The sequence below is a fragment of the Gemmatimonadota bacterium genome (assembly GCA_041390125.1).
Taxonomy (GTDB): Bacteria; Gemmatimonadota; Gemmatimonadetes; order Longimicrobiales; family Gaopeijiaceae; genus JAGQIF01.
Window position 1 is genome coordinate 312408 of record JAWKQN010000005.1, and the last position, 26630, is coordinate 339037.

Genomic DNA, 26630 nt, shown 5'->3' on the forward strand with positions numbered 1-26630 from the left:
TGCGGTCGGCGTCGTCAGCGCCGCAGGTTGTCGAAGATGGACTCGCCCATCTTGCGGGCGGCGTCGGCCACGTCGTCCAGCAGGCCGCGCGCGCCTTCCGCGTAGGCCCGGGCGGCCTCGCGCAGGTCGCTGCGGTACTCCGGGTCGGGCTCGCCGCGGCGTGCGTACTGGCCGGCCAACACGCGCTCGTAGTGGCCGTCCTCGATCCAGGTGCGCAGCTCCGCGACGCGCAGCACGGGGAAGGGGTGGCTCTGGCCGAGCAGGTTCAGGATCTTGAAGACCGAGTCCGCGACGTCCTCCGATGTGCGGTACTCCTCCGCCTGCTGGATGAACTCGCCCAGGTTGGTCTCCTCGGGAGTGCCGGCACCCGCCATCCGCATGAGGGAGATCATGACGTCGTCGGGGTCCTGGATGGCCAGCAGACCCGCCCGGTCGCAGGAGAGCTCCGCCTTGCGGGACCACTCCAGCAAGCCGATCAACACCGCCCGCGCGGCGATTCCGACGATCGGGAAGCCCAGCTGCGCCAGCTGGAGCAACAGCACGGTCATCGTGCGATAGAGCACGTGGCCGCTCATGATGTGCCCGAGCTCGTGCCCCATCACGTACTGCAGCTGCCGGTCGTTCAGCAGCGTCTTCATCCCCGAGTTGAGGATGATGAAGGGCCGGTCCATTCCATAGGCGCCCGCGTTGACCACCGGCGTCTGCGAGATGAAGAGGTCGTACGGCTCCGGCGCGTCCAGCGTCTCGCACACCTCGAGGTAGAGCCGGTGGACGTGCGGGAACTGGCGGGGCGTGACCCGCACCGCGTTGGCCTGGAACGACAGACGTACCGGCTTCTCCCCGAAGATGCCGAAGAGCTTCTTGAGGACCAGGTCGAACACCGGCAGGCGCCGGAGCGCCGCCAGCGCCGCTCGATCCGCGGGGTGCTCCCAGGCACGCGACGAGATACCGGTCAGGATCCGGCGCGCATGGGCATCACCGCTGCCGTTGTGGATGTCCTCGTTCATGGGTTCTCCTCGCGAGTGGGTCGGAACGCTGGCGCCCCGTACGCCCCCGCGTCGAAGGCGGTTTCAGGTGCGGGAGAGGGCTTCGTCGAGGTCGTCGATCAGGTCCGCCGCGTCTTCGATGCCGACGGAGAGCCGGACCAGCGAGTCCGTGATGCCCATGGCCGCCCGACGCTCCGGGGGGACCGAGGCGTGGGTCATGCGCGACGGCACGTTGATCATGGACTCGACCCCCCCGAGACTTTCGGCCAGCTGGAAAAGGTGCGTGCCTCCGCAGAAGGCCGCCGTCGCCTCGGGAGTCGGGAGCTCGATCGACAGCATGCCGGCGTAGCCCCGCATCTGCGTGCGCGCCAGCGCGTGCTGCGGATGGGAGTCGAGCCCCGGATAGTGCACGCGGACCACCTTGGGATGCTCGGCCAGGTGCTCCGCGATCCGCTGCCCGTTCTCGTTGTGGCGGAGCATCCGGACCTCGAGCGTCTTGCAGCCGCGCAGGCAGAGCCAGGCGTCGAAGGGCCCTGGAACCGCGCCCGTGGACTTCCGCACGAAGCGCAGCTCCTCGGCGAGCGCGTCGTCGTTCACCACCAGCCCGCCGCCGATGACGTCCGAGTGCCCGTTGAGGTACTTGGTCGTGGAGTGCATCACCACGTCCGCACCCAGCGCCAGCGGGTTCTGGTTGTACGGGGAGGCGAACGTGTTGTCGACCATCAGGCGCGCGCCGGCGTCGTGCGCCACGTCGGCCAGCGCGGCGATGTCGGACAGACGCATGAGGGGGTTGGTGGGCGTCTCCACGTGGACCAGCCGGGTCGCCGGCGTCAGGGCGGCCCGCACGCGGTCCGGATCCCGGGTGTCGACGAAGGTGAATTCGATGCCCAGACGGGACAGCACGCGCATGAACATGCGGGTGGTGCCCCCGTAGGTGTTCTCCTCGCTGACCACATGGTCACCGGCGGAGAGGTTCTTGACGACCGCCTCGATGGAAGCCAGGCCGCTGGCGAAGGCGATGCCGTGGCGTCCCCCCTCCACCGCGGCCAGGGCGCGCTCCCACGCCTCCCGGGTCGGGTTCTGGACCCGGGCGTACTCGTAGCCCTCGCGCGGCTCGGCGATCCCTGTCTGGACGTACGTGGACGTCTGGAAGATGGGAGGGGCGATGGCGCCGGTGACGGGCTCGGGGGCCTGTCCGCCATGGATCGCCACCGTACCGAACCGGTGCGTTCCCGTGGAGTCCGTGCTCAACTGGAGGCTCGCTGTCTCGAGGATGGATAGGGCCGGAACCCCGCCGATCGTGGGCGCACGGAGGCGCCTCCGGCGCGGCACGGCGGTGCCCGAATGTATCGCGGGCCGGGGGACCGGGGCCACCGCCGTTGACCCTTCGTCCGCGCATGGCGAGCTTCTTGCACTTCCGCAGCGCGATCTCCTTGTCTCACAAGCGCTTTCCGGAAGGTGGACCCGAGCCCATGCCGATCCGATTCCCCCCCGACCTGATGGTGTCCGTCTCCGGGTTCCGCGGTCGGGTGGGACGCCCGTTGACCCCGGAGCTGGTGGGGGCATTGGCTGCCGGGTACGGCGCGTTCCTGCAGGGGGAGGGTTCCGGGAACCTCGTGCTGGTCGGCCGCGACTCACGGACCTCCGGACCCATGTTGTCCCGGGCGGCCATCGCAGGGCTCGTCTCGGTCGGGGCCCGCGTCGTGGACCTCGGCGTCGTGCCGACCCCCACCCTGATGCTGGCCGTGGAGGATGCCGGGGCCGCAGGCGGGATCGGGATCACCGCCAGCCACAACCCGGCGGAATGGAACGCGATGAAGTTCGCGGCCGGCGAGGGGGTCTTCCTCGACGGCGAGCGCATGGCCCGCTTCCAGCGCTTCCTGCAGGAGGAGGAGCCGGCCCGTGCCGCCTGGGATGCGCTGGCGCCCGTGGTCGACGACACCGGAGCCGCCGAGCGCCACCTCGCCCGCATCCTGGGCCTGCCGCTGCTGGACCTCGACGGGCTGCGGGCGCGTCGCTTCCGCGTGGCGCTGGACTGCGTCCGTGGCGCGGGCGCCACGATCATGCCGCAGCTGCTGCGTGCGCTCGGCACGTCGTTCGAGGCCATCCATCTGGAGCCCGACGGTCGCTTTCCCCGCGACCCGGAGCCGACCGCCGAGCACCTGGCGGAGCTGGGCGAGCTGGTGCGGCGCACCGGCGCCGACGTCGGGCTGGCGGTCGATCCGGACGTGGACCGTTTGTCCCTGGTGGACGAGAACGGCCGGCCGCTCGGGGAGGATCTGACCCTGGCGCTGGCCTCTGCCGTGGTGCTTCGACGCGATCCCGGAGTGGTGGTGACCAACCTCTCCACCTCGCAGGTGCTCGAGGACGTCGTCGAGGCGCACGGAGGGCGGGTGGTCCGCGCTCCCGTCGGTGAGATCAACGTGGCCCGGCGCATGCAGGCCGAGGGCGCGGTGGTGGGGGGGGAAGGAAACGGAGGCGTGATCCTCCCGGCGCTACACCTGACACGGGATGCACCGGTCGGCGCGGCGCTGATCCTCCAGCACCTGCTCGACGAAGGCATGACCCTCTCGGAGGCGGCCGCTCGCTGGCCCCGCTACGAGATCGTCAAGGAGAAGGTGGACTTTCCGCGGGAGGCGATCGGGCGCGCCTACGAGGCGCTCGAGGAGCGCTTCCCCGGAAGCGAAGCCGACCACGCCGATGGCTTGCGGCTGACCTGGTCGCGCAAGCGGGCGTGGCTGCACGTACGCCCGTCGGGAACGGAGCCGATCGTACGTCTGATCGCGGAAGCGGCGGACGAGAAGGGGGCGCGGGAGCTGGTCGAGCAAGCCCGCGCCATTCTAGAGGGAGTAGCCTGAAGCCTATGTGTGGGATCGTCGGATATATCGGACCGAAGCAGGCGGGATCCATCCTCATCGAGGGCATCCGCCGCCTCGAGTACCGGGGGTACGATTCGGCGGGCGTGACCATCCTGACGGACCGCGGCAGTCTCGCCACCATCAAGAAGCCCGGAAAGATCGCCGAGCTGGAGAAGGCGCTCGACGGCATCATGCCCCACGGCACGGCCGGGATCGCCCACACCCGCTGGGCCACGCACGGGCCGCCCAACCAGGTCAACGCCCATCCGCACGTGAGCCAGGGCGGGGACATCGCGTTGGTCCACAACGGCATCATCGAGAACGCGGACCTGCTGCGCACCAAGCTGGAGGAGCTCGGCTACGCCTTCACCTCCGACACGGACACCGAGGTCGTCGTCCACCTCATCGACGAGGCGTGGAAGTCCAACCCGTGTCTCGAGGACGCGGTGGCCGCCGCGCTGATGGAGATCGAAGGCGCCTACGGCCTGGCCGTCATCAGCTCGCGTGATCCCGACAAGCTGGTCGCGGCGCGCAAGGGCTCGCCGCTCCTGCTGGGCATCGGGGAGAGCGAAGGCGAGTACTTCATCGGCTCGGACGTCGCCGCCATCCTGGAGCACACGCGCAAGGTGGTCTACCTGAACGAGGGCGACTACGCCGTGGTGAGCCGGAGCGGATACGAGGTCTTCCACCTCGGGGAGGGGACCGTGCGCCGCTCCGTGCACCAGGTGGACTTCGACCTCTCCGCCATCGAGCGCGGTGGGTTCGAGCACTTCATGCTCAAGGAGATCTTCGAGCAACCCAACACCATCCGGGACGTCATGCGGGGCCGCCTCCTCGAGGAAGAGGGCACCGCGCGCCTGGGCGGTCTGGATGGCACCGAGAACACGCTGGACAAGATCAAGCGCATCGTCATCACGGCGTGCGGCACGAGCTGGCACGCGGGCTTGATCGGCGAATACATGCTCGAGGAGATGGCCGGTATCCCCGTCAAGGTGGAGTACGCCTCCGAGTTCCGCTACAAGAACCCGGTGGTCGATTCCAAGACGCTCGTGCTGGCCATCTCGCAGTCGGGTGAGACCGCGGATACGCTGGCCGCGCTGCGCGAGGCCCGCCGGCGCGGCGCGCAGACGATGGGCATCGTCAACGTGGTCGGATCCTCCATCGCCCGTGAGACCGACTTCGGCGTCTATCTGCACGCGGGGCCCGAGATCGGGGTCGCCTCCACAAAGGCGTTCACCAGCCAGATCGTGGCCATGGCGCTGTTCTCCCTGTTCCTGGGCCGACGCCGCACCATGTCCATCCTGCAGGGAAGGGAGTTCGTGCGGGCCTTGCGCGACCTTCCCGCGCAGATCGAGGAAGTGCTGGAGCTCAACGACGAGATCCGCAGTCTGGCCGAGGCCTACATGGGCTCGCGCAACTTCCTGTATCTGGGGCGCGGCTACCAGTTCCCGGTGGCCCTCGAAGGGGCGCTCAAGCTCAAGGAAGTGAGCTACATCCACGCGGAGGGCTACCCGGCCGCCGAGATGAAGCACGGGCCGATTGCGTTGATCGACGAGAACATGCCGGTCGTGGTGCTGGCGCCGAGCGACACCGTGTACGCGAAGGTCGTGTCCAACATCGAAGAGGTGAAAGCGCGCTCGGGTCGGGTCATCGCGGTGGTGAGCAACGGCAACCAGGAGCTGGCCCGCAAGGTGGACCACCTCATCCGGGTGCCGCAGAGCCATCCGTGCCTGCAGCCGGTGCTCACGACCATCCCGCTCCAGCTGCTGGCGTATCACGTGGCCATCCTGCGTGGGTGCGACGTGGATCAGCCGCGCAACCTGGCCAAGTCCGTCACGGTCGAGTGAGGGTCGTCCTGCAGCGGGTCTCCCGCGCGCAGGTCCGTTCCGAGGGCAGCTCGCTGGGGTCGATCGGGCCCGGGCTCCTGGTGCTCGTGGGCTTCACCGCCGGCGACGACGACGAGGCGCTCGCGTGGATGGCGGACAAGATCGTCGGGCTGCGGATTTTCCCGGACGACGAGGACCGGATGAACCGAGCCCTGGACGACGTGGGGGGCGAGCTGCTGGTGGTCTCGCAGTTCACGCTGTACGGCGACACGCGCAAGGGCCGGCGGCCTTCGTTCGTCGGAGCCGCAGACCCCGCCCTCGCCATCCCGCTGTACGAGCGATTCGTCGCGCTGCTCGAAGCGCGCGTGCCCGGCCGGGTCCACACCGGGCGCTTCGGCGCCGACATGGACGTGGAGCTGGTCAACCGCGGACCGGTCACGCTCATCCTGGAGCGCTGAGCCGGATCCCGCTGGCCGCTCCCCCGTGCATGCTGTAGGGTAGGGCCGAGCCCCGGTCCCTCGCTGCGAGCCCCCGTCGCCGCGTGACCCGCGGGTCGCCCCTCTGGCCCTGGAGTCGGTCGCTGTCCCTTCCACCCACCATCACGCCGCGGGCGCGCCGATCCACCCGGAGCCGCCCATGAGACGGCTCGTGCTGGCGTCGGCCTCTCCCCGCCGCGCCGACATCCTGCGCATGCTCGGGCTGGACTTCGATGTCCGCGTCACCGACGTCCCCGAGCGGCGTGAACCAGGGGAGCGACCCGTCGCGTACGTGGAGCGGTTGGCCCGGGAGAAGGCGACCGCCGCATCCGAGCCCGACGCCCGCGTGCTCGCCGGCGATACGGTGGTGGTGCTGGACGACACCGTCCTGGAGAAGCCGGTGGACGCCGCCGACGCCGAGGCGATGCTGCTCGCGCTCTCGGGGCGCGAGCACGTGGTGCTGACGGGCATGGCGCTCTCCGATCCCGGGTCGGGGTTGCACAGCCTGGTGGCCCAGGCCCACGTCCGCTTCCGGACCTTCGACGCGACGCTCGCGCGCCGCTACGTGCAGACCGGCGAGCCCATGGACAAGGCGGGCGCCTACGGGATCCAGAGCCGGGGCGCGGCGCTGATCGAGCGCATCGACGGCGACTTCTTCACGGTGATGGGCCTGTCGGTGGCGGGGTTGATGGCGCTCCTGGAGCGCGCCGGCGTCCCCTACCGCTTCGGGCCGCTCGGATGAGCGCGGCGCCGCCGGTGGTGGAGTGGGGCCCACGGCCGGGCACCGTGCGCCTCCTCGATCAGACCCTGCTACCGGCCGAGGTGCGCGTCCTCGACCTCACCGGGGCCGACGCCGTGGCGGAGGCCATCCGGACGCTGCGTGTCCGGGGCGCACCGGCCATCGGCGTGGCGGCGGCGCTGGGGCTCGTGGCCGGGATGGAGCGGTGGATCGAGGCCGGGGGCCACGGACTCGCGGAGGCGCGGAACGAGTGCGCGCGGCTGGCCGACCTCCTGTTCGCGACCCGACCCACGGGGCACGACCTGGGCACGGCGCTCGCTCGCCTGCGGGCCTGCGCGGCGGGACCGTTCGCCGACGCCGCCGGCCTGGTGACGGGGCTGCGGAGGGAGGCCGATCACATCCGCGACGACGATCGCCGTCGGTGCCGGGCGATCGGCGAGGCGGGCCAGGCGCTGCTCCCGCCCGAGGGGGAGGTGCGCGTGCTCACGCACTGCAACGCCGGCGCGCTGGCCACGGCCGGGATCGGCACGGCGCTCGCACCCCTCTACGTGGCGCGCGAGCGTGGGCGCACCGTGCGGGTCTGGGCGGACGAGACGCGGCCCGTCCTGCAGGGCGCGCGCCTTACCGCCTGGGAGCTGGCGCGGGCGGGCATCGAGGTCACCGTGATCGCGGACTCGATGGCGGCCGCGCTGATGGCCCGCGGCGCCGTTCAATTGGTGATCACCGGCGCCGATCGCATCGCGGCGAACGGCGACGTGGCCAACAAGATCGGAACGTATGCGCTGGCGCTGTTGGCGGCGCATCACGGTCTGCCGTTCTACGTGGCGGCCCCCTCGAGCACGATCGACCCGGCGTGTCCCGACGGCTCGGCGATCCCGGTCGAGGAGCGCGCGGCCGACGAGCTCCGGGACCTCGGCGCGCGCGGGCATCTCCCCGGGGAGGTCGGGGTCTGGAATCCGGCTTTCGACGTCACGCCGGCGCGGTACGTCACCGCCCTGGTGACGGAGGGCGGCGTGCTCCGACCGCCGTTCGCTCCCCGCCTCGCCGCGCTGGTCGGCCGATGAACGGGCCGGGGATTCGCGGGTAGTCGGGGCAACGCGGAGGAACCCCCATGCAGGACGCGATCCTCGCGATCGACGAAGGCACCACCGGCGTCACCTGTCTGGTGATCGCGGCCGACGGACGGACGGTCGCCCGTCACTACGCGGAGTTCACGCAGCACTTCCCCCGACCGGGGTGGGTGGAGCACGACGCCACCGAGATCTGGGACACCACGGCGCGTCTGGCCCGCGCGGCGCTCGCGGACGCCGATCGCGCGTCGGTGCGGCCGTGCGCGGTCGGGATCACCAACCAGCGCGAGACCGTCGTCGTGTGGGACCGCGACACGTTGGAGCCGGTGCATCGCGCCATCGTGTGGCAGGATCGGCGGACCGCGCCGATCTGCCGGTCGCTGCGGGACGCGGGGCACGAGCCGACCGTGCGCGAGCGCACGGGCCTCGTGCTCGACCCCTATTTCTCCGGGACGAAGCTCACCTGGCTCTTCCGCGAGCGCCCCGATCTGCGCCGGCGCGCGGAGGAGGGCGCGCTGGCGGTCGGTACCATCGACAGCTGGCTGATGGCCCGGCTCACCGCGGGAGCGGCACACGTGACCGATCCGACCAACGCCTGCCGCACCCTGCTCTGGGACCTGCACGAGGGGACCTGGTCCGAGGCGCTCCTCGACCTGCTGGAGGTCCCGCGCGCGGCTCTGCCCGACGTACGGCCCTCGAGCGGGGAGTTCGGCGTGGCCGTCGGTGAGGCCCTGGGCCGGGACCTGCCCGTCCTGGGCGTGGCCGGCGATCAGCAGGCAGCGCTCTTCGGGCAGGGCTGCTGGAGCCCCGGCCTGGCCAAGAACACCTATGGCACGGGCGCCTTCCTGCTGCTCCACACGGGCGACGAGGCGGTTCCCTCGCGCTCCGGGCTGCTGACGACCGTCGCCTGCGACGCGCGGGGCGGCCGGGCCTTCGCCCTCGAGGGCTCGATCTTCATCGCCGGGGCGGCGCTGCAGTGGCTGCGCGACGGGATCGGCGTGTTGGAGGATGCCACCGCGTCGGGCCGGATCGCGGCAAGCCTGGAGGGCAACGACGGGGTCTATCTGGTCCCGGCCTTCGTGGGGTTGGGTGCCCCCCATTGGGTACCCGACGCACGCGGGATGATCGTGGGGATCACCCGCGGAACCGGCCGGGCCCACCTGGTACGGGCGGCGCTGGAGGCCATGGCCTACGGGACCGCGGACGTGCTCGACGCGATGGAGCGGGACTCCGGGGTGGTGACGCGGGAGCTGCGCGTGGACGGTGGCGCCTCCGGCAACGACTGGCTGATGGCGTTCCAGGCCGGGATCGTGGGCATCCCGGTGCGGCGCGCGGCCCAGATCGAGACCACGGCGCTGGGGGCGGCGGGTCTGGCGGGGCTGGCGGCGGGCGTGTGGGCCGACGGGGACGCCTTCCTGGAGGCCCAGGGCGAGCCCGCGCGCTTCGAGCCCCGGCTCGCAGAAGACGAGCGTGAGGGTCTGCGGCGCGGCTGGGCCCGGGCCGTGGCCGCGGCCCGCGGGTGGGGCGAGGCAGGGCCGTGAGGGGACCTCCTCTCGCGGGGGGATCCCTGTGGGGTATATTCGTGCATTCAGCGGGAGACGACCTGTCGCCTCTCAGGAGGGTTCGATGAAGAAAGATCGCCGATTCATGGTGGGCCTCGTGGGTGTCGCGGCGGTGGTGACCTACCTGGCCTGGACCGGCGTGAGCGAAGCCAAGGTCTACTACCTCACCCCCACCGAGCTGATGGCCCAGGTCCAACGGGACCCGACCTACCATCAGGTGGGCGTCAAGGTGAGCGGGACCGTCGTCGAGGGCAGCTACACTGCCGCGTCCGGCGAGCTGCTCCACACGTTCCGCGTCGCCGACCTGGAGGATCCGTCGGTCAGCTTCCCGGTCGAGTACCGGGACCTGATCCCGGACACGTTCACGGAAGCCACCGAGGTGGTGCTGGAGGGCCGCTTCCGCGACGACGGCGTCTTCGAGGCCACCACCGTGCTGACCAAGTGCGGTAGCCGCTACGAAGCTGCACCCGAGGCGATGGCGGCCGGGTGATCCAACTCGGAGAGCTTTCCCTCTGGATCGCCCTCCCGGTCGCATTGTGGGGGGCGGTCTTCGGGTTCGCGGGCGGGCGGCTGCGTCGGGGCGACCTCGTCGCCAGTGCCGAGCGGAGCGTCTACGCCGTCTTCGGTCTGATCGTGCTGGTGTCGGCGGGCATCATCGCCGCCTTTGTCGGCAACCACTACGAGTTCTGGTACGTCGCCTCGTATTCCAACCGCGAGCTCGACCTGTTCTACAAGGTCTCGGGGCTCTGGGCGGGGCAGCGGGGCAGCCTCGTGTTCTGGGTCTTGTGGCTGACGTTCTTCTCCAGCGTCACCGTGTTCACCAATCGGCGGCGGAACCGCGAGTTCATGCCGTACGTGGTGGGCACCTTGATGACCATCACCAGCTTCTTCCTGATCGTCCTCCTGTTCGCGGACGTGAACCCCTTCGAGCGCCTGGGCTTCACCCCGGCGAACGGACGGGGGCTCAACCCGCAGCTCCAGAACTACTGGATGACGATCCACCCGCCCACGCTGTACCTGGGCTTCACCGCCTTCACCATCCCGTTCGCCTTCGGGGTGGCGGCCCTCCTGAGCGGTCACCTGGACGCGCGCTGGATCAAGGTCACGCGGCGGTGGACCCTGCTGTCGTGGTTCTTCCTCTCCAACGGCATCATCTTCGGGATGCGTTGGGCGTACGAGGAGCTGGGCTGGGGCGGCTACTGGTTCTGGGATCCGGTGGAGAACGCGTCGTTGCTGCCGTGGCTGACGGCCACCGCGTTCCTGCATTCGATCCAGATCCAGGAGAATCGCGGGATGCTGAAGATCTGGAACATGTCGCTCGTGTTCCTGACCTTCCTGCTGACGATCTTCGCCACCTTCCTGACGCGGTCCGGGCTGATCGAGTCCGTGCACTCCTTCGCGCAGGAGCTCAAGATCGCGTACATCTTCCTGAGCTTCATGGGGGCGCTGATCATCGTCGGCGCGCTCCTGATCCTGTACCGGCGGGACCGGCTCCGGACGGACCACCAGTTGCAGTCCTTCCTGTCGCGGGAAGCGGCGTTCCTCTTCAACAACCTGATCCTGCTCGGGGCCGCGTTCGCGGTGCTGTGGGGCACGCTCTTCCCCCTGATCACCGAAGGCCTCACGGGCCAGAAGGCCAACGTCGGGCCCGAATACTTCAACCGCGTCAACGTCCCCATCGGGCTGGTGCTCCTCGCGCTGACCGGCATCGGTCCCGTCATCGCCTGGCGTCGCGCCACGGCGCGCAACCTCCGGCGTGCCTTCCTCACGCCGCTGGCCGTCACGGTGGTGCTGCTCACGGTCCTGATGGGACTCGGCATGCGCAACGGGTGGGCGCTGACGACCTTCGCGATCTCGGGCTTCGTGATGACGGTGATCGTGCTGGAGTTCTGGAAGGGCACCCGGGCCCGGGCCCGCATCGAGGGCGAGGGCTTCCTGCCCGCGTTGTACCACCTCGTGCAGCGCAATCGGCGGCGCTGGGGTGGCTATGTGGTGCATGCCTCGGTCGTCGTGATCTTCACCGCCTTCGCGGCGTCCCAGTTCGATTCCGAGGTGCAGGCCACCATCCTCCCCGGGGAGGTGGTGGAGGTCCAGTCCGCGTTCGGGCACACGTACCGGCTCACCTACGAGGGCCTGTCCACGTCCCGGGACGGAAGCCTGGGCACCTCGCAGCCCAACGTGCTGCGATGGGTGGCCACGTTCGATGTGCAGAAGGACGGGGAGCCGCTCGGTGTCATGACGGCCGAACGGCGCTACTACGTGGTGAACGAGCAGGCCGCTTCCGAGGTGGGCATCCGTTCCACGTTCGCCGAGGACCTCTACGTCATCCTGGCCGGTGTCGAGGACCTGTCCAACACCATGTTCCAGGGCGCGACGGGAGACGCCGAGCGCGCCACGGTGGAGGTGCAGGTCAATCCGCTGGTGGGATGGATCTGGTACGGTGGGATGCTCCTGGCCCTGGGTTCGCTGATCGCGCTCTGGCCCACCGCCGTGGTCCGCGTGGACACGGCTGCCGGCGCGTCGCGCGAGCGAGCAGTTCCCTCGAGCGTCGGGTAGGCCGTTGACCCTGCTCGCGACCGCGGGGGCGTTCCTCTTCGCCCTCGCCCTCGTTCTGTTCGTGATCGAGCCGATCCTGACCGGCCGTTCGGCGCTCGTCGACGTCGAGGACCACGGCGAGGACGCCGCGTTCCGCAAGCACGCCGCGCTGCGAGCCCTGCGCGACGTCGAGTACGACTACCAGACCGGGAAGCTGGACGAGTCCGACTATCGGCGTCTCAAGCGCGAGATGGTGGCGGAGGCGGCCGAGGTACTGGGGACCGAGGACGGCGATACGGCCGGCGATCCTCTCGAGGCCGAGATCCGCGACGTGCGCCTGCGTATCGAGCGGGGAGAGGCCTGTCCGCGATGCGGCGCCGATCGCGCCATCGAGGCCCGCTTCTGCGCGGTGTGCGGGACGCCGCTCGCGGCGGAGAGCCTCACATGACCCGCGGGCTGGGAGCCCGCGCGCTGACCCGCCGTTTCGGCCCCACCCGCGCCCTGGACGAGCTCGGGTTCGACCTGGAGCCCGGCCGCTTCCTGACCCTCTTCGGACCCAACGGCGCGGGCAAGACCTCCTTGCTCCGTGTCCTGTCGGGCGCGCTCCGCCCGGACAAAGGGCAGCTGACCTGGGACGGCGAGCCGCTGGACGCGCAGGGACCCGACTGGCGGACCCGCGTCGGGATGGTGTCGCACCGCTCGTTCCTGTACGGGCACCTCACCACGCGCGAGAACCTCCGCTTCTACGGCTCCCTGTACGGGCTGCCCGACCTCGACCGCAGGATCGACGAGCGCATCGAGACCTTCGGCCTGGGGAAGTGGCGGGACCTGCCGGCGCGGGCCCTGTCGCGGGGGCTGACGCAGCGGCTTTCGCTGGCCCGCGCGCTCCTGCACGACCCGGATGTCGTGCTTCTGGACGAGCCCTATACCGGCCTCGACGCGCACGCGGCGTCCCGTCTGGCGGAGATCCTGGAGCACCTGAAGGACGGACGTCGGCTGGTGGTGATGGTCACGCACGACCTGGTGCAGGGGGCGCGGCTCGCGGACGTGGTGGCCATCCAGGTCGCGGGGCGCCTCCGGCTGTTCACCGAGGACTTCCCCCGCGACGCCACGCGGCTGCAGTCCCTCTACCACGAGACGGTCGGAGCGGCCGCCGCGTGAAGACGCTCAGGGCGGTCGGCTGGATCTGCTGGAAGGACCTGGCCATCGAGCTGCGCACCGGGCGACGGCTCACCGTGATGGTGGCGTTCGCGGTGCTCATCGCGGTCCTGTTCAACTATTCGATCGATCCCGGGCTGGTCCGCCCCCGCGACTTCGTGAGCGGCCTGCTCTGGCTCACCATCGTCTTCGGCGGCCTGCTGGGCCTGGGCCAGACCTTCCACCTGGAGGAGGAGAACGGCGCGCTGGAGGGCGTGCTGCTCACGCCGATGCCTCGCGAGGCGCTCTTCCTGGCCAAGGTCCTGTCCAACTACCTGCTGGTCCTGGGCCTGGTGCTCCTCGTGCTGCTGCTCTTCGGCCTCTTCTTCGCCGTCGACTATGGGGCCCACTGGCTGGTGCTGATCGCCGTCCTGGCGCTGGGCGCCCTGGGCTTCGTCGCGGTCGGGACGCTCTTCGCGGCGGTCACCGCCCGCTCCACGATGCGGGAGACGTTGCTCCCCGTGCTGGTCTTTCCGATCCTTCTGCCGGTCGTCATCTACGGCGCGGGCGCCACCAATCGCCTGCTGTCCGGTCTCGCGGTCTCCGAGGTGGAGGGCAACCTGCGCATGCTGGGCGCCTTCGCCTTGCTCACCCTGACGGTGGGGGCCATCCTCTTCCGCTTCGTCGTGGAGGACGCATGAGGGGTTCTGGTCTACAGAAGGGCGCGGTGGCGCTCGGCGTGCTGGGCGTGGCCATGGTCGTCACGCTCCACTGGATGATCTTCTTCTGGGTGCCGACCGAGGCGGCCCAGGGGATCGTCCAGCGCATCTTCTATCTGCACGTGCCCTCGGCCTGGGTGGGGGAGATGGCCTTCGGGCTGTGTGCCCTGTGCTCCGCCGTCTACCTGTGGCTGCGCGACGAACGGCTCGACATGGCCGCGGTGGCCCTCGCCGAGGGTGGCCTGGTGTTCCTGACCATCACCCTGATCGCCGGGCCGCTGTGGGCGCGCGTCGCCTGGGGCCAGTACTGGCAGTGGGAGCCCCGGCTCACGCTCACGCTCCTCCTCTGGGTCCTGTTCTTCGGATACTTCATGGTGCGGGGCTCCGTCGGCTCCGAGGAGCGGGGACGGCGGCTGGGCGCGGTGATCGCGATCATCGGCGCGATCGACATCCCGTTCATCCATCTGAGCGTGATCTGGTTCCGGTCGCTGCACCCTCAGCCCGTCGTGATGAAGCCCGAAGGGCCCACGCTCGATTCCCAGATGCTCGCCACGCTCATGATGGGACTCGCGGCCTTCACCGTTCTCTTCTTCGCCGTCTTCCTGCTCCGCTACGGGCTCGAGCGGGCCCGCCGCGAGTCGGCCGTCCTCCTGGAGGCAGTCCGATGAGGTCCGTTCGTCCCCTGCTGCTCGTGGCCGTCGTGGCCCTGGCCGTTCTCCTCCTCACCGTTCCCGCCGGGGCCCAGGAGCTGTCGGAGCGCGTCGCGCGCGGAACGCTCCGTCCCTATTGGCACGTCTTCATCGCCTACGCGGTGGGGTGGGTGCTGGTCTTGGGCTGGATCGTGAGCATCGCGCGACGCATCGCCCGGCTCGAGCAGCAGGTCGCCACGGCGCGCGAGTAGGGGGCCGTGGCGGTGGACGACGGGATCGTCGACCTGCGCAGCGACACCGTCACGCGTCCGCCGCCCGGAATGCGTCGGGCCATCGCGGACGCGGAGGTCGGCGACGACGTCCTCGACGGGGACCCGACCACGCGCGCCCTCGAGGAGCGCGTGGCCGCCCTGCTCGGTCAGGAGCGCGCGCTGTTCTTTCCCAGCGGCATCATGGCCAACCAGACCGCGTTGGCGGTGCTGGGCGCGCCGGGGACCGACGTGCTCTGCGACACGGAGGCCCACATCCTGGTGTGGGAGGAGGACGCCGCCGCGGCGTTGTCCGGCCTGCAGCTGCGGGGGCTGCCCGCGGCGGGTGGGCTGCTGGATGCCCCGACGCTGGACGCGGCATGGCGACCCCCCTCGCGCCTGACCCCTCGTGTTTCAATCCTGGCCCTGGAGAACACCCATCTCGGATCGGGCGGTCGGATCCTGCCCGTGGCCGACCTGGAGCGGCTGGTGGGCTGGGCGCGCGAGCGGGGACTTCGCGTGCACCTGGACGGGGCCCGCCTGTGGCATGCCGCGGTGGCCACCGACACGCCGGCGTCCGCGTGGGGCGGGCGGGTGGACACCGTGATGGTCACGCTGTCCAAGGGACTCTGCTGTCCGGCCGGTTCGCTGCTGGCCGGAGCGGAGGGCGTCATGGAGGAGGCCTGGCGCGTGCGGCGCCGTCTGGGTGGGGCGATGCGCCAGTCCGGCGTGCTGGCGGCAGCGGGCCTGTGGGCGCTCGACCACGTGCTTCCCGGGCTCGCGGACGATCACGCGAAGGCGGGGCATCTGGCCCGGGAGCTGGGGCGCCATGCCCCACTCGAGGTCACGATCCCGGAGACGAACGTGGTGATGATCGACCTTCCGGCGCGCGGCCCGGAGGCAGGCGCCGCGCTGGAGGCGCTCGCGCGGGAGGGCGTCCGGGTCAGCCGATTCGGCGCGCGGCGGCTGCGGTGCGTGACGCACCGGGACATCTCGTGGTCGGGAGTGGAGAAGGCGGTCGACGTCCTGGGGTCGCTCCTGACAGCCTGAAGGGGCGGCTCCTCGACGGCCTGAAGGGGCAAGTCCTTGACTGGCTTGGAAGTTGCCCCGTCGTTAGGTTCTTCGAGGCCCGGTGCGGGCCCGGCCGACGCCGGTCACCCTTGGGCGTCCGGCTCCAACTCAGAGATGGAGGTTCCATTCCCATGAAGATCGCTCGGGGAGCATTCTCCGGGACGATGGCCCTGGCGGCGGCCTTCGCCGCTGCGGGTTCGCTCACGGCGCAGAGCACGAAAGTGCCGAGCACGCTCCGCTATGGTTCGGGCCTGCTCGACGTGCCCGTCGCCAGCGTTCTCCCGCACATGGCCATCGTCGGAACCTACTCCGGATTCCCGGTCAGCATCGACCAGACCGTGCAGACCAACGCGGCCGGCGACATCGTCGGCCGGGGCGCGGCCTACGAGAAGTGGCTCTCGGACGCCTCGATCGCCATCGGTCTCTTCGATCGCGTCGAAGCCGGTGTCACCGTGCAGAACTTCTCGGACGCCGAATCGGGCGGCAGCATGGTCGGCGCATTCGGACGCGTGGCCATCGTGCGCCCCGAGGCCCAGGGCCTCGGCCTCGCGGTCGGTGCGCGCTACGTCTCGCCTCCGTCGTTCGACAACACGTCGCGCGATGACTATCAGCCGAGCCGCCTGGGCTTCCCGGACGCCCGACTGACGGAGACCTACGGTGCCAACAGCGGCCGTGACGACGTCAACACGCAGTTCACGCCGTACGTCGTCGGCACCGCGCAGTTGAGGGGCTTCGACTCCGACATCTTCCCCGAGCACGACTTCACGTTCTCGGTGGGCTGGGGCGCCGGGATGTTCAAGGACGGAGACCAGCTGCCCTGGTATTCGTTCGCGGACTCCGAGGGATGGTTCACCGGCGCGGCGTTGCACATGGCGCTCGGCGAGACCAGCCTGCTCAACCTGATCGGGGAGTGGAACGGGTTCGACATCAACCTCGGCGCGCAGGCCGACTTCGGAGGCTTCCGCATCGGCGGCTTCCTGCTCGGCGCCAACTACGCCGAGGAGGTCTCGATCTACCGCTCCAAGAAGTTCGGCGTGCTCGGCTCGGTCGCGCTCTGCCCGCAGACCGGTGGCCTCTGCAAGCCGGGCCTGCTCGATCGTCCGATGCCCGACACCATCGTGCTGCCGGCTCCGCCGCCGGACACCGTCGTGGTCGAGCGCACGGTCGCGCCGCCGCTGCCCACGGGCACGTCGACGCCGATCTGCCTCGCGACCGGTGCCACGGAGACGGTGCTCGTCACCGCCCAGGGCGACACGCTCGTCGGGCCGCAGCGCGTCTCGGTGCGTCAGCTCCGGCCGGGCGTGGTCTTCGCCGGCTCCTACGCCGAGGGCGCGTCCTGGTTCGAGAACGACGACGCCGTGACGTTCGAGCGGCGCAACTACTCGAAGTCGGGCGGTGAGGTTCGTCTCTCCTGCAACGACATCATGCAGGTGGGCGAGTTCAACGGCGTGCCGCTGTTCGCGGACCGCGGTGGCTCGACCCCCTACCAGACGCTCTACGTGCCGGTCCGGCCCGGTGTCTGGCAGGCCTACCAGTCGGGGCTGCAGCGCACGCGCGGCTGACGCGAACCCGAGGTCCTGTGGGTCCCACGGGCCCGCTTCCTCCGGGAGGCGGGCCCGTGGTGCATCCCCGGTCCCGGGAGCGGCGGACGTTGCCCCTCCCGCCGCCGCGCATAGCTTCGGGGAGACGGCCGGCCCCTCGCCGCCGATTTCCGGAAGCCCAGATTCGCCATGAAGAGCGCCGCCACGCCTCCTGACGCTCCCGTCGCAGCGCCTCCCCCGGCCCCGGTCGCGGTGGGCTCGGCCCGCGCCCTGCCACCCGGCCCAGCCCTCCTGGTGCCGACGGCGTTCCTGCTCGCGCTGGCTTCGTTCGCCTTCTTCGAGTTCCGGGGCCAGAACCTCCTGCTCCGATCCTGCCTGGGGGCGGCCGCCGCGGGGACCGTCTGGGCGGCCTGGTTGTTCGGGACCGCCCGGCGCGCCGGCCGCACGCTCGTGCTGTCCGTCGTCATCCACCGGCACCACTGGGTGCAGGCCCTCGCCCAGGCAGCCATCTACGTCTGGTGGGGCTGGCACGTCCGGATCGTGTACGCGTTCGTGCCCCTGTTGGTGGCGCAGGTGTTGTTCGCCTACGCGGTCGACGCGCTGCTCACCTGGTCGCGGCGCGAACGGTACGCGATCGGCTTCGGCCCGCTGCCCGTGGTGGGGAGCATCAACCTCTTCCTGTGGTTCCGCCCCGAGTGGTTCCACTGGCAGTTCGTGATGATCGCGGTCGGCTACCTCGGCAAGGAGCTGATCCGCTGGCAGCGCGACGGGCGCTCCGCCCACATCTTCAACCCATCGTCCTTTCCGTTGGCGCTCGTCTCCGTGTTCCTGGTGGCGACCGGCGCTTCGGACGCGACGTTCGGGCAGCTGATCGCCAACACGCAGCACGACCCGCCTCTCATCTACCTGGTCATCTTCCTGGCCGCTCTTCCCGGCCAGCTGCTCTTCGGCGTGGCGCGCATGACCCTGGCGGCCGTCGCCACGATGTTCCTCTTCAGCGCGGCCTACCTGCAGGTCACCGGCACCTATTTCTTCTTCGACTCACATATTCCCGTGCCGGTGTTCCTCGGGATGCATCTGCTGTTCACGGATCCATCCACGTCCCCCCGCAGCGGTCGCGGTCGCATCGTGTTCGGCGTCCTCTACGCACTGGGGATCCTCGCGCTCTACGTGCTCCTGACGCGTATGGGCGTGCCGACCTTCTACGACAAGCTGCTGCCGGTCCCGCTCCTCAACCTCGCCGTCCGGGCCATCGACCGCGCCTCGGGGTGGCGTGGCTTCCCGCTCCCGGCAGGCTCTGTGGCCGCGTCTCCGCTCCGCACCCACCTGGTGTGGACCAGCGCCTGGGTCGTCCTCTTCCTCGCGCTCTCGGGAACACGGGCGCTGGGGGATCGCCACCCGGGGCAGTATCTGCCCTTCTGGGTGGCCGCCTGCCAGGACGGGAGCGCACGCGCCTGCGAGTATGCGTCCTTCCTCACGCTGGCCTACTGCAACAACGGCTCGGGCTGGGCCTGCAACGAGGTCGCCGCCCGTTCGTCCGTCGCGACGCGCGACGCGGTCGCCGCCTTCCGGCGCGCGTGCGAGCTGGGCTTCGAGGCCGGCTGCCAGAACGCGCGGATCGCCGAGCAGGGTGGCACGGGTTGGCGGCATGGGGATCCCGAGCTGCCCGATCTGCCCATCGTGCTACGGGGGACCAAACCCGCGCTCTCGGAGCGCGACCCGGCGCGGCTGTACCGGATCGCCTGCGACCAGGGGTGGTCCGCGGCCTGCGGCCGCACCTCCTGATGGAGCCGGTGTTCTTCGAGGGTCCCGAGGCTTTCCGCACGTGGTTGGAGGCCCATCACGCCTCCACCGACGAACTCTGGGTGGGCTTCCACAAGAAGGGCACCGGCCGCCCCAGCATGACGTGGCCGGAGTCCGTGGATGAAGCGCTCTGCTGGGGATGGATCGACGGACTGCGCCGTTCGTGGGATGAGGACAGCTACGTGATCCGCTTCACGCCGCGCCGCGCCGGCAGCGTATGGAGCGCGCGCAACCTGGAGCGGATCGACGTCCTGTCGGGAGAAGGGCGGGTGGCGGAGCCCGGGCGCGCGGCCTGGGAGCGGCGCCGGGTCGACCGCGCCCGCCAGTACTCGTTCGAGCAGGGCGACGTGGCGTTTCCGCCCGACCTGGCCAAGCGCTTCCGCGCCGATCGCACGGCCTGGCGCTGGTTCCAGGCGCAGTCGGAGTCCTACCGCAAGACGGTCACGTGGTGGGTCATCAGCGCCAAGCGGGAGGCCACACGCGCACGCCGTCTGGATCAGCTCATCGAGGACTGCGCGGCAGGCCGCCGCATCAAGGAGATGCGAAAGGCGGGAGGGAAGGGGGGATGACCCACCCCGGGGGGCGGAGGGCGCGAGCCGCGCCCTCCGAGCCCGGAGCGGTTCCCTAGAAGTGGTAGTGGATCCCGCCGCCGAACGAGAACAGCGACCAGTTGTAGTTGTCGAAGCTGGCGAACGCGACGCCGAGCTCGATCGACCAGAAGAGGGGCGGGAAGTCGTCCTCGTCGGGTGAGAAGACCTCCTGGAGGTCGAACTCGAAGCCGCCGCCCCCGCCCAGGCCCACGCTCGTCTCCGCGTCGCTGACGCCGAGGATGTCGTACGAGTAGCGCCACATGCCTACCGAGCCGTAGCCGTAGACGTCGTACTTCTCCTTGTCCTGGAAGTCGTAGTTGATGCGGGCCGAGAAGTTCGTGACTTCACCGAGGGCGCCCACCACGGCCTGGAACTGCAGCTTCTCGCTGGCGTCGTAGCGCCCGCTCAGGCCGTACGACGGCCACGAGCTCTGGAAGCCGATGCTGTAGGGAGACGGGTCCTGCGCGGCCAGCGCGGCTGGCGCCAGGGCGGCGGCCGCAACCAACGCGGCGGCCAGGCGGAACGACGAGGTTGGAAGCACGGGACCTTCCTGTGGTTTGGGGGCGGACCGGCGCGAGGGCTCTCCCCGCGGATCGCCGCGATCCGGCTTGTCCCGCAGTACGTGAAACGGCCGTCGGGACCGTCACGGGGGGACGCCGGCCTGCCGCCGGCGGTCGTCGAGGTCCGGTGCGAACGGGATCCGCCGTGTGGCGGCCCGCTGCCGCTCAGGCCCGGGAGCGCAGCTCCACCGCCAGCCAGGCGCGGGCGGCCCGCCACTCCCGCTCGACGGTGGACTTGGACACCCGGAGGATCTCGGCCGTCTCCGCGACGTCGAACCCGGCGAAGAAGCGGCACTCCACGATGTCCGCCTGTCGGGCGCTCAGCGCGGAGAGCTCCTCGAGGGCATGGTCGAGGGCGATCACGTCGTCCGCGTCGCTCAGCGCGCCCGCCGTCGATTCGTCGAAGGTCACGAGCGCGACGTCCCCTCCGCGCTTGAGCGCCGACCGCCGGCGCGCTGCCTCCACCAGGACCTGACGCATGGCCCGCGCGGCGATCCGCTTGAAGTGGAGGACGCTCTCGGGGCGCAGCTCGGGCGAGCGCGCGAGCTTGAGGTAGGCCTCGTTGACCAACGCGGTCGGCCGCAAGGTCTCCGTGGGCGTGCGTTGCTGGAGAGAACCCGCCAGACGACGCAACTCCTCATAGGCCATGCTGAACAGCCGGTCCACCTCGGGGCTGCCAGAGGTCATGGGCGTGCGCGGGGGAGCGGGGGGAGCCTCGACCCGGGCGAAGGTAGACCCCCCTCCGGGGTGCCGCCAGCACGGCCGGCGATGGGAAGGGCGGTCGTGCGCGCGCGAGCTGCGCGAGCGGCTAGTTCAGGTATTTCTCGAGGATGCGGTTGGTGGCGTCCAGCACGGCCATCGCGGCGCCGCGGGCCGCGTCGGCCTCGTCGGTCGCGAAGGAGCCCAGGAGCCGGTAGCTGTGGTCGCCGGACCGCCCCCGGATCGAGACGATGACGATCCATTGATCGAAGGCGCGGACCGCCTTGACCCCCAGCAGCTCGAGCTCGATCCGATTGGCGGTGGCCGCCTCCGCGGCCTGGACGGCCGCCAGGGCACCCACCCGGAGGCGCCCTTCGAGCGTGTGCGTCCCCTCCGAAGCTCCCTGGTATCGATCACCCTGGAGCTCCAGGCTGAGCGTGGCCAGGCACTGGCCGTTCGCGAAGACCTCGTAGTTGAAGTCGTCGAAGCGGAGTCGTTCGCGGCGTTCCATGGTGGGTTCGGGGGGCAGCGAGGGGCCCGCAACTGGGTTCGCCATGCCCAGTTGAGCAAGCTCCAGGCCACACGATCGGCCGGAAGCCGCCGCGGCCCCTTCGGGTCACGGGCGCAGCGCGGGCGGGAGGTCGGCGAGGGTATCCACGTCGGTGAGCGGGGGCAGCTCGACGACGGTCAGGCCTTCGCCGCGGGCCCGCGCGCGCGTCTGATCCGCTACGGCCGGTGTGCTCCACTGGATGTCGCGGAACAGCGCGGGACAGGGCTCCGACAGGCCGAGCAGGTAGTAGCCGCCGTCGCGCGCCGGTCCCAGGACGACCCGCCCCGGACCCAGGTTCGCGAAGGCCTGCGCGACGAGGTCGCGGTCGAGGTCGGGCGCGTCGGTGCCCACCACGCAGACCCGATCGGCCTGTCCGAGCGCAACGGCCAGCGCGTGCACCAGCCGCTCCCCCAGGTCTCCGGCACGCTGGGGCCAGAACTCCGTTCCGCTCCGGCCCAGCCAGGCGGCAACTTCTTCGGAGCGCTCCGGCGGATCGTGGCATACGATGAGGCGATAGGGTCCCCCCCGCAGCCGGTCCACCACCGCGCGCCCCATCCCGGCGTACAGGGCCGCGGCCCGCTCCGGACCCACATCCCGCGCCAGACGGGTCTTCACCTGCCCGGGCACCGGGAGCTTCGCGAACACCAGCACCACGTCGCGCGGTGCGGGAGCGGAGGAGCGCCGAGCAGGATACCAGCGCGCGAGATGGCGCGCCGGCACCCCGGCCAGGTACAGGGTCATCAGCAGGCTGTTGCGGATCCAGCCCCGTGCGCGTCCCTCCTCCCGGTAGCGGCGGGGGCTCGTCCGCAGATGCGCCGGGAGCGGTCGCACCCGCCCGATGCGCCGCAGTCGGCGCAGCACCTCCACGTCCTCCATGAGCGGGAGCGACGGAAAGCCTCCGATCCGCTCGAAGCCTTCCCGGCGGACCAGCAGTCCCTGGTCTCCGTAGACCAGGCCGAACAGGCGCTCCCGGAGCCGCTGCCCGGCCTCGAGCAGCCGCCAGAACGCATCGTCGCCGTCCAGGAGGAAGCCGAACCACGCGGCCACGACATCCGCCGGAGGATCGGACAGCCAGCGGGCCAGGGCGGTCCTCGCCGGCGCCGGGAGGCGGCTGTCCGCATGGAGGAAGAGAAGCCACGGCGCGCGCGCGCCCTCGGCGCCCCGGTTCATCTGCAGCGCGCGGCCCCGACCGGACGCCACGACCTGCGCGCCGGCCTCCCGCGCGACGGCGCCGGTGTCGTCGGTCGATCCGCCGTCGACCACGACGACCTCGTGGGACACCTCCAGACCCGCGAGGTCCGTGAGGAGACCGGGGAGCGTGCGGGCCTCGTCCAGCGCCGGGATCACGACGCGCAGGAGGGGCGACCCGCGGGGGCGGCTCACGGGTCTCCCCCGGTGCCGTCGGGCGAGCGTACCGGCAGGCGCACGCCCAGGCGTCGGGCCAGGACGGGGACCAACCCGAGCAACACGAGCAGCCCGCCCGCCGCGAGCACGCGCAGGAGGGCGTCCCGGCTCGCCGCTCGTGAGCCCTCGAGCAGCGCCTCGGCGAACCAGGTGTAGACGGCGGTGCCGGGCACGATGCCCAGCGCCGTGGCCAGCGCGTATCCCCGCCAGCGCACGCCGGCCAGCCCCGCCGCGAAGTTCAGGCCGTTGAAGGGCACGACCGGGATCAGCCGGAGCAGCAGGACGGTGCGCGCGCCGTGGGTCCGGCCGATGCGGTCCAGCGCGGCGGCGCGCTCGCCCAGGAGCCGGTCCAGCCCGTCGCGCCCGAGCGCGCGGGCCAGCAGGAACGCGAGCGTGGCACCGAGGTTGGCGCCCAGCCAGTTCCAGAGGACGCCCGGCACGAAGCCGAAGACAGCGCCTCCGGCCAGCGTGAAGACGGTCCCCGGCAGAGCCAGCCCGGTGGCGACGGCATACCCGACGATGAACACGATCGGGGCCCAGGGCGAGGCGCGCACGCGTTCGAGGGCCTGCACCAGCCCCTCGGCCGACAGGAGCGATTCAAGCCCGGTGGCGCGCGTCGCCCAGGCGGCGGCCGCGAGCAGCAGGGCCAGCAGCACGAGCCCGCCGGCCCCCCGGTTCAGGCCAGCCACCGGATCACGCGACGCAGCAGCGCGCCCTTCCACGAGTCGAGCTGGGCCCGGCGATGCGCGTCGGCTGCGCGCTTGATCGCCTCCATGCGGGTCGGATAGGGGAAGATCGTGGCCGACAGGCGCGACAGCGGCAGCCCCTGCATCCGCGCCAGCACCAGGGGAAGAAGCAGCTCCCCCGCGGCCGTGCCCACCACGGTGGCGCCGAGGATCCGTCCCCGACGATCGGCGCTGATGCGCACGAAGCCGTCGCCGTCCGCCTCGGCGATCGAGCGGTCCAGGTCGGCGAATGCGTAGGTGTGGCTGCGGCCGCCCGCGGCCGCCGCCTCCGTCTGCGAGAGCCCCACGTGCGCCACCTCGGGATGCGTGTAGGTCACGCGCGGGACCTGGTGGAGGGCGGTGCGGGCGGGCAGGGGAGTCAGCGCGTTCTGCAGGGCCACCTTGGCCATGTGCTCCGCGACGTGCGTGAACTGCGGTCCGCCCGTGACGTCACCCGCGGCCCAGACGCCCCGCGCGCTCGTGCGCGCCCGCGCGTCCACCCGCACGGCGTGTCCGTCCCGCTCCACCCCCGCGCGCTCGAGCGCCAGCGCCTCCGTCCGTGGCCGCCGGCCCGTCGCCACGAGCACGGCGTCCGCCTCCACGCGGTCGCCCCCCCGCGCCAGCAGCGTGGTCACGGGACCCGCGCGCTCCACCCGCTCGACGTCGATCCCGGTCCGCACTGCGATGCCGTCGCGTTCCAGGCGCGCCTGCACCAGCGCGGCCACATCCGGGTCCTCCGCGGGCAGGATGCGATCCAGCCGTTCGAGCAGGGTGACGCCCACGCCGAGGCGACGGTGGGCCTGGGCCAGCTCGACCCCCACGGGTCCCCCGCCCAGCACGATCAGCCGGGCGGGAAGGTGGGGCCGATCGAAGACGTCAGCGTGCGTGAGGGGATCGGCCTCGGCCAGGCCCGGGATGGGCGGCAGGGTCGCCTCGGCCCCCGTGGCGATCACGAAGCGGCGGGACCGGATCCGCCCCACGCCCTCCACCTCGAGCAGGCCGGGCGCGACGAACCGCGCTTCGCCCGTGTGCACGTCCACGCCGAGCGCCCGGAAGCGGTCCGGGTCGTCGTGCCGCGCCACCTGCGCCCGCGCTTCGCGCACCCGCTCGAGGACGCGCGACCCGTCGGGGTCGAGGGGCGTGTCGGGCAGGCCGAGGGGGGAGGCGTGCCGGAGGGCCTCGGCCCGGTGGGCGGCCGCGAGCAACGCCTTGGACGGCACGCATCCGGTCCACAGGCAGTCGCCGCCCAGCCGGCCCGCTTCCACCAGCGCCGGCCGCGCGCCCAGGTAGGCCGCGCCCGCCGCCGTGACGAGGCCCGCTGTGCCCCCGCCCACCGCCACGATGTCGTATTCGCGTTCGGGCACCGCTTCCTCGCGCCTCCGTTCGGGCTCCTCGGGCTCGTCCGGCGACCCAACGCCGGAGGCGGTCTCCGGGTTCCGCGCGCAGCGGTGCCCCGGTGCATCCGGCCGCTTCTCGAATGGCGGAGCCCCCCGGCGCCGGATAGCTTCCGTTCGTCCCCGCGGACCCGCTGGATCAGGCCCCTTTCGCTTTCTCTTCGGGTCCGCTAAGCTTGACCCTCCACCCCGGTCGGACGCCCGCGTCCGGGTCGGCCGGAGGGGCCCCGAGGCCGTTCCCGCAGGAGTCGCCCAGGATGCCAGCCGTAGAGACGAACGATCAGAAGAAGAAGGCCCTCTCCACCGCACTGACGCAAATCGAGCGATCCCACGGGAAGGGCTCGATCATGCGCATGGGGAGCGACCTCAGCCAGATGGCCATCGAGGCCATCTCCACGGGCGCGCTCAACCTCGATGCGGCCATCGGCATCGGCGGGGTTCCTCGCGGCCGCATCAGCGAGATCTACGGACCCGAGTCGAGCGGGAAGACGACCCTCTGTCTCCAGGTGATCGCCAACGCCCAGCGGGCGGGCGGCGTGGCCGCCTTCATCGACGCCGAGCACGCGCTCGACATCCAGTACGCGCGCAAGCTGGGGGTGGACGTCGACAACCTCCTCGTGTCGCAGCCGGACACGGGGGAGCAGGCGCTCGACATCGCGGAGGTGCTCATCCGCAGCAACGCGGTGGACGTGATCGTGATCGACTCCGTGGCGGCCCTGGTGCCCCGAGCCGAGATCGAAGGCGAGATGGGCGACTCCCACGTGGGTCTCCAGGCCCGCATGATGAGCCAGGCCATGCGCAAGATCACCGGCGCCGTGAACCGCTCCAACACCTCCGTGATCTTCACCAACCAGATCCGCGAGAAGGTGGGCGTCATGTTCGGAAGCCCCGAGACCACCTCGGGCGGCAGGGCGCTCAAGTTCTACGCGTCGCTGCGGCTGGACATCCGCCGGATCGGGGCCATCAAGGACGGGCAGGACGTCGTCGGGAACCGGACCCGGGTCAAGGTCGTCAAGAACAAGTGCGCCCCTCCGTTCCGGCAGGCCGAGTTCGACATCCTCTACAACGAGGGGGTCAGCCACCTCGGGTTGCTGGTGGACCTCGGTGTCGAGGCCAATGTGGTCGACAAGTCCGGCTCCTGGCTGTCCTATGGGGACCTGCGTCTGGGACAGGGCAAGGAGAACGCAAAGCAGTTCCTCAAGGAGAACCCGGACGTCGCATCCGAGATCGAGGAGAAGGTGCGCGTCGCCGTCGGCCTGAACGGACAGTCCGCTTCGGACGAGGATGAGCCCGTGCCCGCGGGGATGGCTGCGGACGCCTGATCCGAGCGCCCCGGACGGGGTGGGAGCAGCCTTCGGACACGGGGCGGGGTCGCGTCAGCGGCCCCGCCCCGATGGTTTTGGAAAGGCCCGGCGGGTCATTATGTTCCCGGGTTCGGGACCGGCCGGTGCGCCGCAGCCTCGCGTCCGCGCCCGATGCTCCGCTCC

The 26630-nt window shown here is 71.1% G+C and carries 26 protein-coding genes; 18 read left to right on the plus strand and 8 right to left on the minus strand.

Features of this window, described 5'->3' with window-relative positions; genetic code table 11:
• Positions 1–14: 14 nt before the first annotated feature.
• Both R3E98_06255 and R3E98_06260 read right to left on the minus strand, forming a co-directional pair.
• Positions 15–1007 carry a M48 family metalloprotease gene (locus R3E98_06255; protein MEZ4422989.1) on the minus strand — a complete coding sequence of 331 codons (993 nt, stop codon included), beginning with the start codon at positions 1005–1007 and terminating at the stop codon, positions 15–17.
• Between the two features lie 63 nt (positions 1008–1070).
• Positions 1071–2237, minus strand: a complete 1167-nt coding sequence (locus R3E98_06260) for a cystathionine gamma-synthase (GenBank protein ID MEZ4422990.1) — start codon at positions 2235–2237, stop codon at positions 1071–1073.
• A gap of 221 nt (positions 2238–2458) precedes the next feature.
• On the opposite strand from R3E98_06260, the gene glmM reads away from it, so the two are divergent.
• The 17 genes from glmM to R3E98_06345 all read left to right on the plus strand — a co-directional run bounded on the left by glmM (position 2459) and on the right by R3E98_06345 (position 19790).
• On the plus strand, positions 2459–3844 hold the full coding sequence (gene glmM / locus R3E98_06265) for a phosphoglucosamine mutase (GenBank protein MEZ4422991.1): 1386 nt from the start codon (positions 2459–2461) through the stop codon (positions 3842–3844).
• A gap of 5 nt (positions 3845–3849) precedes the next feature.
• Positions 3850–5691: a glutamine--fructose-6-phosphate transaminase (isomerizing) gene (gene glmS, locus R3E98_06270; GenBank protein ID MEZ4422992.1), complete on the plus strand. Its 1842-nt coding sequence runs from the start codon at positions 3850–3852 to the stop codon at positions 5689–5691.
• Positions 5688–6128 carry a D-aminoacyl-tRNA deacylase gene (gene dtd, locus R3E98_06275; protein MEZ4422993.1) on the plus strand — a complete coding sequence of 147 codons (441 nt, stop codon included), beginning with the start codon at positions 5688–5690 and terminating at the stop codon, positions 6126–6128. Before glmS ends, dtd begins: the two co-directional genes overlap by 4 nt.
• Positions 6129–6306: 178 nt before the next feature.
• Positions 6307–6888 (plus strand): Maf family protein, encoded by a 582-nt coding sequence (locus R3E98_06280; GenBank protein MEZ4422994.1) that lies wholly within the window; start codon positions 6307–6309, stop codon positions 6886–6888.
• Positions 6885–7949 carry an S-methyl-5-thioribose-1-phosphate isomerase gene (mtnA, locus tag R3E98_06285; protein ID MEZ4422995.1) on the plus strand — a complete coding sequence of 355 codons (1065 nt, stop codon included), beginning with the start codon at positions 6885–6887 and terminating at the stop codon, positions 7947–7949. Before R3E98_06280 ends, mtnA begins: the two co-directional genes overlap by 4 nt.
• Positions 7950–7996: 47 nt before the next feature.
• A complete protein-coding gene (glpK, locus tag R3E98_06290; GenBank protein ID MEZ4422996.1) occupies positions 7997–9496 on the plus strand; it encodes a glycerol kinase GlpK in 1500 nt (499 codons plus the stop codon).
• Between the two features lie 85 nt (positions 9497–9581).
• The gene (locus R3E98_06295; protein ID MEZ4422997.1) at positions 9582–10007 is read left to right on the plus strand and encodes a cytochrome c maturation protein CcmE; all 426 of its coding nucleotides are present in this window, start codon (positions 9582–9584) and stop codon (positions 10005–10007) included.
• Positions 10004–12073 (plus strand): heme lyase CcmF/NrfE family subunit, encoded by a 2070-nt coding sequence (locus R3E98_06300; GenBank protein MEZ4422998.1) that lies wholly within the window; start codon positions 10004–10006, stop codon positions 12071–12073. Before R3E98_06295 ends, R3E98_06300 begins: the two co-directional genes overlap by 4 nt.
• Positions 12074–12077: 4 nt before the next feature.
• The gene (locus R3E98_06305) at positions 12078–12500 is read left to right on the plus strand and encodes a zinc ribbon domain-containing protein (protein ID MEZ4422999.1); all 423 of its coding nucleotides are present in this window, start codon (positions 12078–12080) and stop codon (positions 12498–12500) included.
• Entirely contained in the window at positions 12497–13213 is a 717-nt protein-coding gene (gene ccmA / locus R3E98_06310; protein ID MEZ4423000.1) for a heme ABC exporter ATP-binding protein CcmA, read from the plus strand. The genes R3E98_06305 and ccmA overlap by 4 nt, the downstream gene beginning before the upstream one ends.
• The gene (locus tag R3E98_06315) at positions 13210–13890 is read left to right on the plus strand and encodes a heme exporter protein CcmB (GenBank protein MEZ4423001.1); all 681 of its coding nucleotides are present in this window, start codon (positions 13210–13212) and stop codon (positions 13888–13890) included. The genes ccmA and R3E98_06315 overlap by 4 nt, the downstream gene beginning before the upstream one ends.
• The gene (locus R3E98_06320; protein MEZ4423002.1) at positions 13887–14576 is read left to right on the plus strand and encodes a cytochrome c biogenesis protein; all 690 of its coding nucleotides are present in this window, start codon (positions 13887–13889) and stop codon (positions 14574–14576) included. The genes R3E98_06315 and R3E98_06320 overlap by 4 nt, the downstream gene beginning before the upstream one ends.
• The gene (locus tag R3E98_06325; GenBank protein MEZ4423003.1) at positions 14573–14809 is read left to right on the plus strand and encodes a hypothetical protein; all 237 of its coding nucleotides are present in this window, start codon (positions 14573–14575) and stop codon (positions 14807–14809) included. The genes R3E98_06320 and R3E98_06325 overlap by 4 nt, the downstream gene beginning before the upstream one ends.
• Positions 14810–14815: 6 nt before the next feature.
• Positions 14816–15856, plus strand: coding sequence for a GntG family PLP-dependent aldolase (locus tag R3E98_06330; GenBank protein ID MEZ4423004.1), 1041 nt, complete (start codon positions 14816–14818; stop codon positions 15854–15856).
• A 152-nt stretch (positions 15857–16008) separates the two neighbouring features.
• Positions 16009–17439, plus strand: coding sequence for a hypothetical protein (locus tag R3E98_06335; protein ID MEZ4423005.1), 1431 nt, complete (start codon positions 16009–16011; stop codon positions 17437–17439).
• Positions 17440–17712: 273 nt separating this feature from the next.
• A complete protein-coding gene (locus R3E98_06340; GenBank protein ID MEZ4423006.1) occupies positions 17713–19203 on the plus strand; it encodes a hypothetical protein in 1491 nt (496 codons plus the stop codon).
• On the plus strand, positions 19203–19790 hold the full coding sequence (locus R3E98_06345) for a YdeI/OmpD-associated family protein (protein MEZ4423007.1): 588 nt from the start codon (positions 19203–19205) through the stop codon (positions 19788–19790). The genes R3E98_06340 and R3E98_06345 overlap by 1 nt, the downstream gene beginning before the upstream one ends.
• Before the next feature lie 55 nt (positions 19791–19845).
• Here the strand turns inward: R3E98_06345 and R3E98_06350 are convergent, their stop codons facing one another.
• From R3E98_06350 to R3E98_06375, 6 genes are all read right to left on the minus strand, one after another.
• Positions 19846–20352 (minus strand): hypothetical protein, encoded by a 507-nt coding sequence (locus R3E98_06350; GenBank protein MEZ4423008.1) that lies wholly within the window; start codon positions 20350–20352, stop codon positions 19846–19848.
• A 184-nt stretch (positions 20353–20536) separates the two neighbouring features.
• Positions 20537–21058 carry an ECF-type sigma factor gene (locus tag R3E98_06355; protein MEZ4423009.1) on the minus strand — a complete coding sequence of 174 codons (522 nt, stop codon included), beginning with the start codon at positions 21056–21058 and terminating at the stop codon, positions 20537–20539.
• A 121-nt stretch (positions 21059–21179) separates the two neighbouring features.
• Positions 21180–21581: a hypothetical protein gene (locus R3E98_06360; GenBank protein MEZ4423010.1), complete on the minus strand. Its 402-nt coding sequence runs from the start codon at positions 21579–21581 to the stop codon at positions 21180–21182.
• Between the two features lie 105 nt (positions 21582–21686).
• Positions 21687–23003, minus strand: a complete 1317-nt coding sequence (locus tag R3E98_06365; GenBank protein ID MEZ4423011.1) for a TIGR04283 family arsenosugar biosynthesis glycosyltransferase — start codon at positions 23001–23003, stop codon at positions 21687–21689.
• Positions 23000–23713: a TVP38/TMEM64 family protein gene (locus R3E98_06370; GenBank protein MEZ4423012.1), complete on the minus strand. Its 714-nt coding sequence runs from the start codon at positions 23711–23713 to the stop codon at positions 23000–23002. Before R3E98_06370 ends, R3E98_06365 begins: the two co-directional genes overlap by 4 nt.
• Positions 23701–25113 carry an FAD-dependent oxidoreductase gene (locus tag R3E98_06375; protein MEZ4423013.1) on the minus strand — a complete coding sequence of 471 codons (1413 nt, stop codon included), beginning with the start codon at positions 25111–25113 and terminating at the stop codon, positions 23701–23703. The genes R3E98_06370 and R3E98_06375 overlap by 13 nt, the downstream gene beginning before the upstream one ends.
• Before the next feature lie 287 nt (positions 25114–25400).
• On the opposite strand from R3E98_06375, the gene recA reads away from it, so the two are divergent.
• Positions 25401–26465: a recombinase RecA gene (gene recA / locus R3E98_06380; protein ID MEZ4423014.1), complete on the plus strand. Its 1065-nt coding sequence runs from the start codon at positions 25401–25403 to the stop codon at positions 26463–26465.
• Positions 26466–26630: the final 165 nt, after the last annotated feature.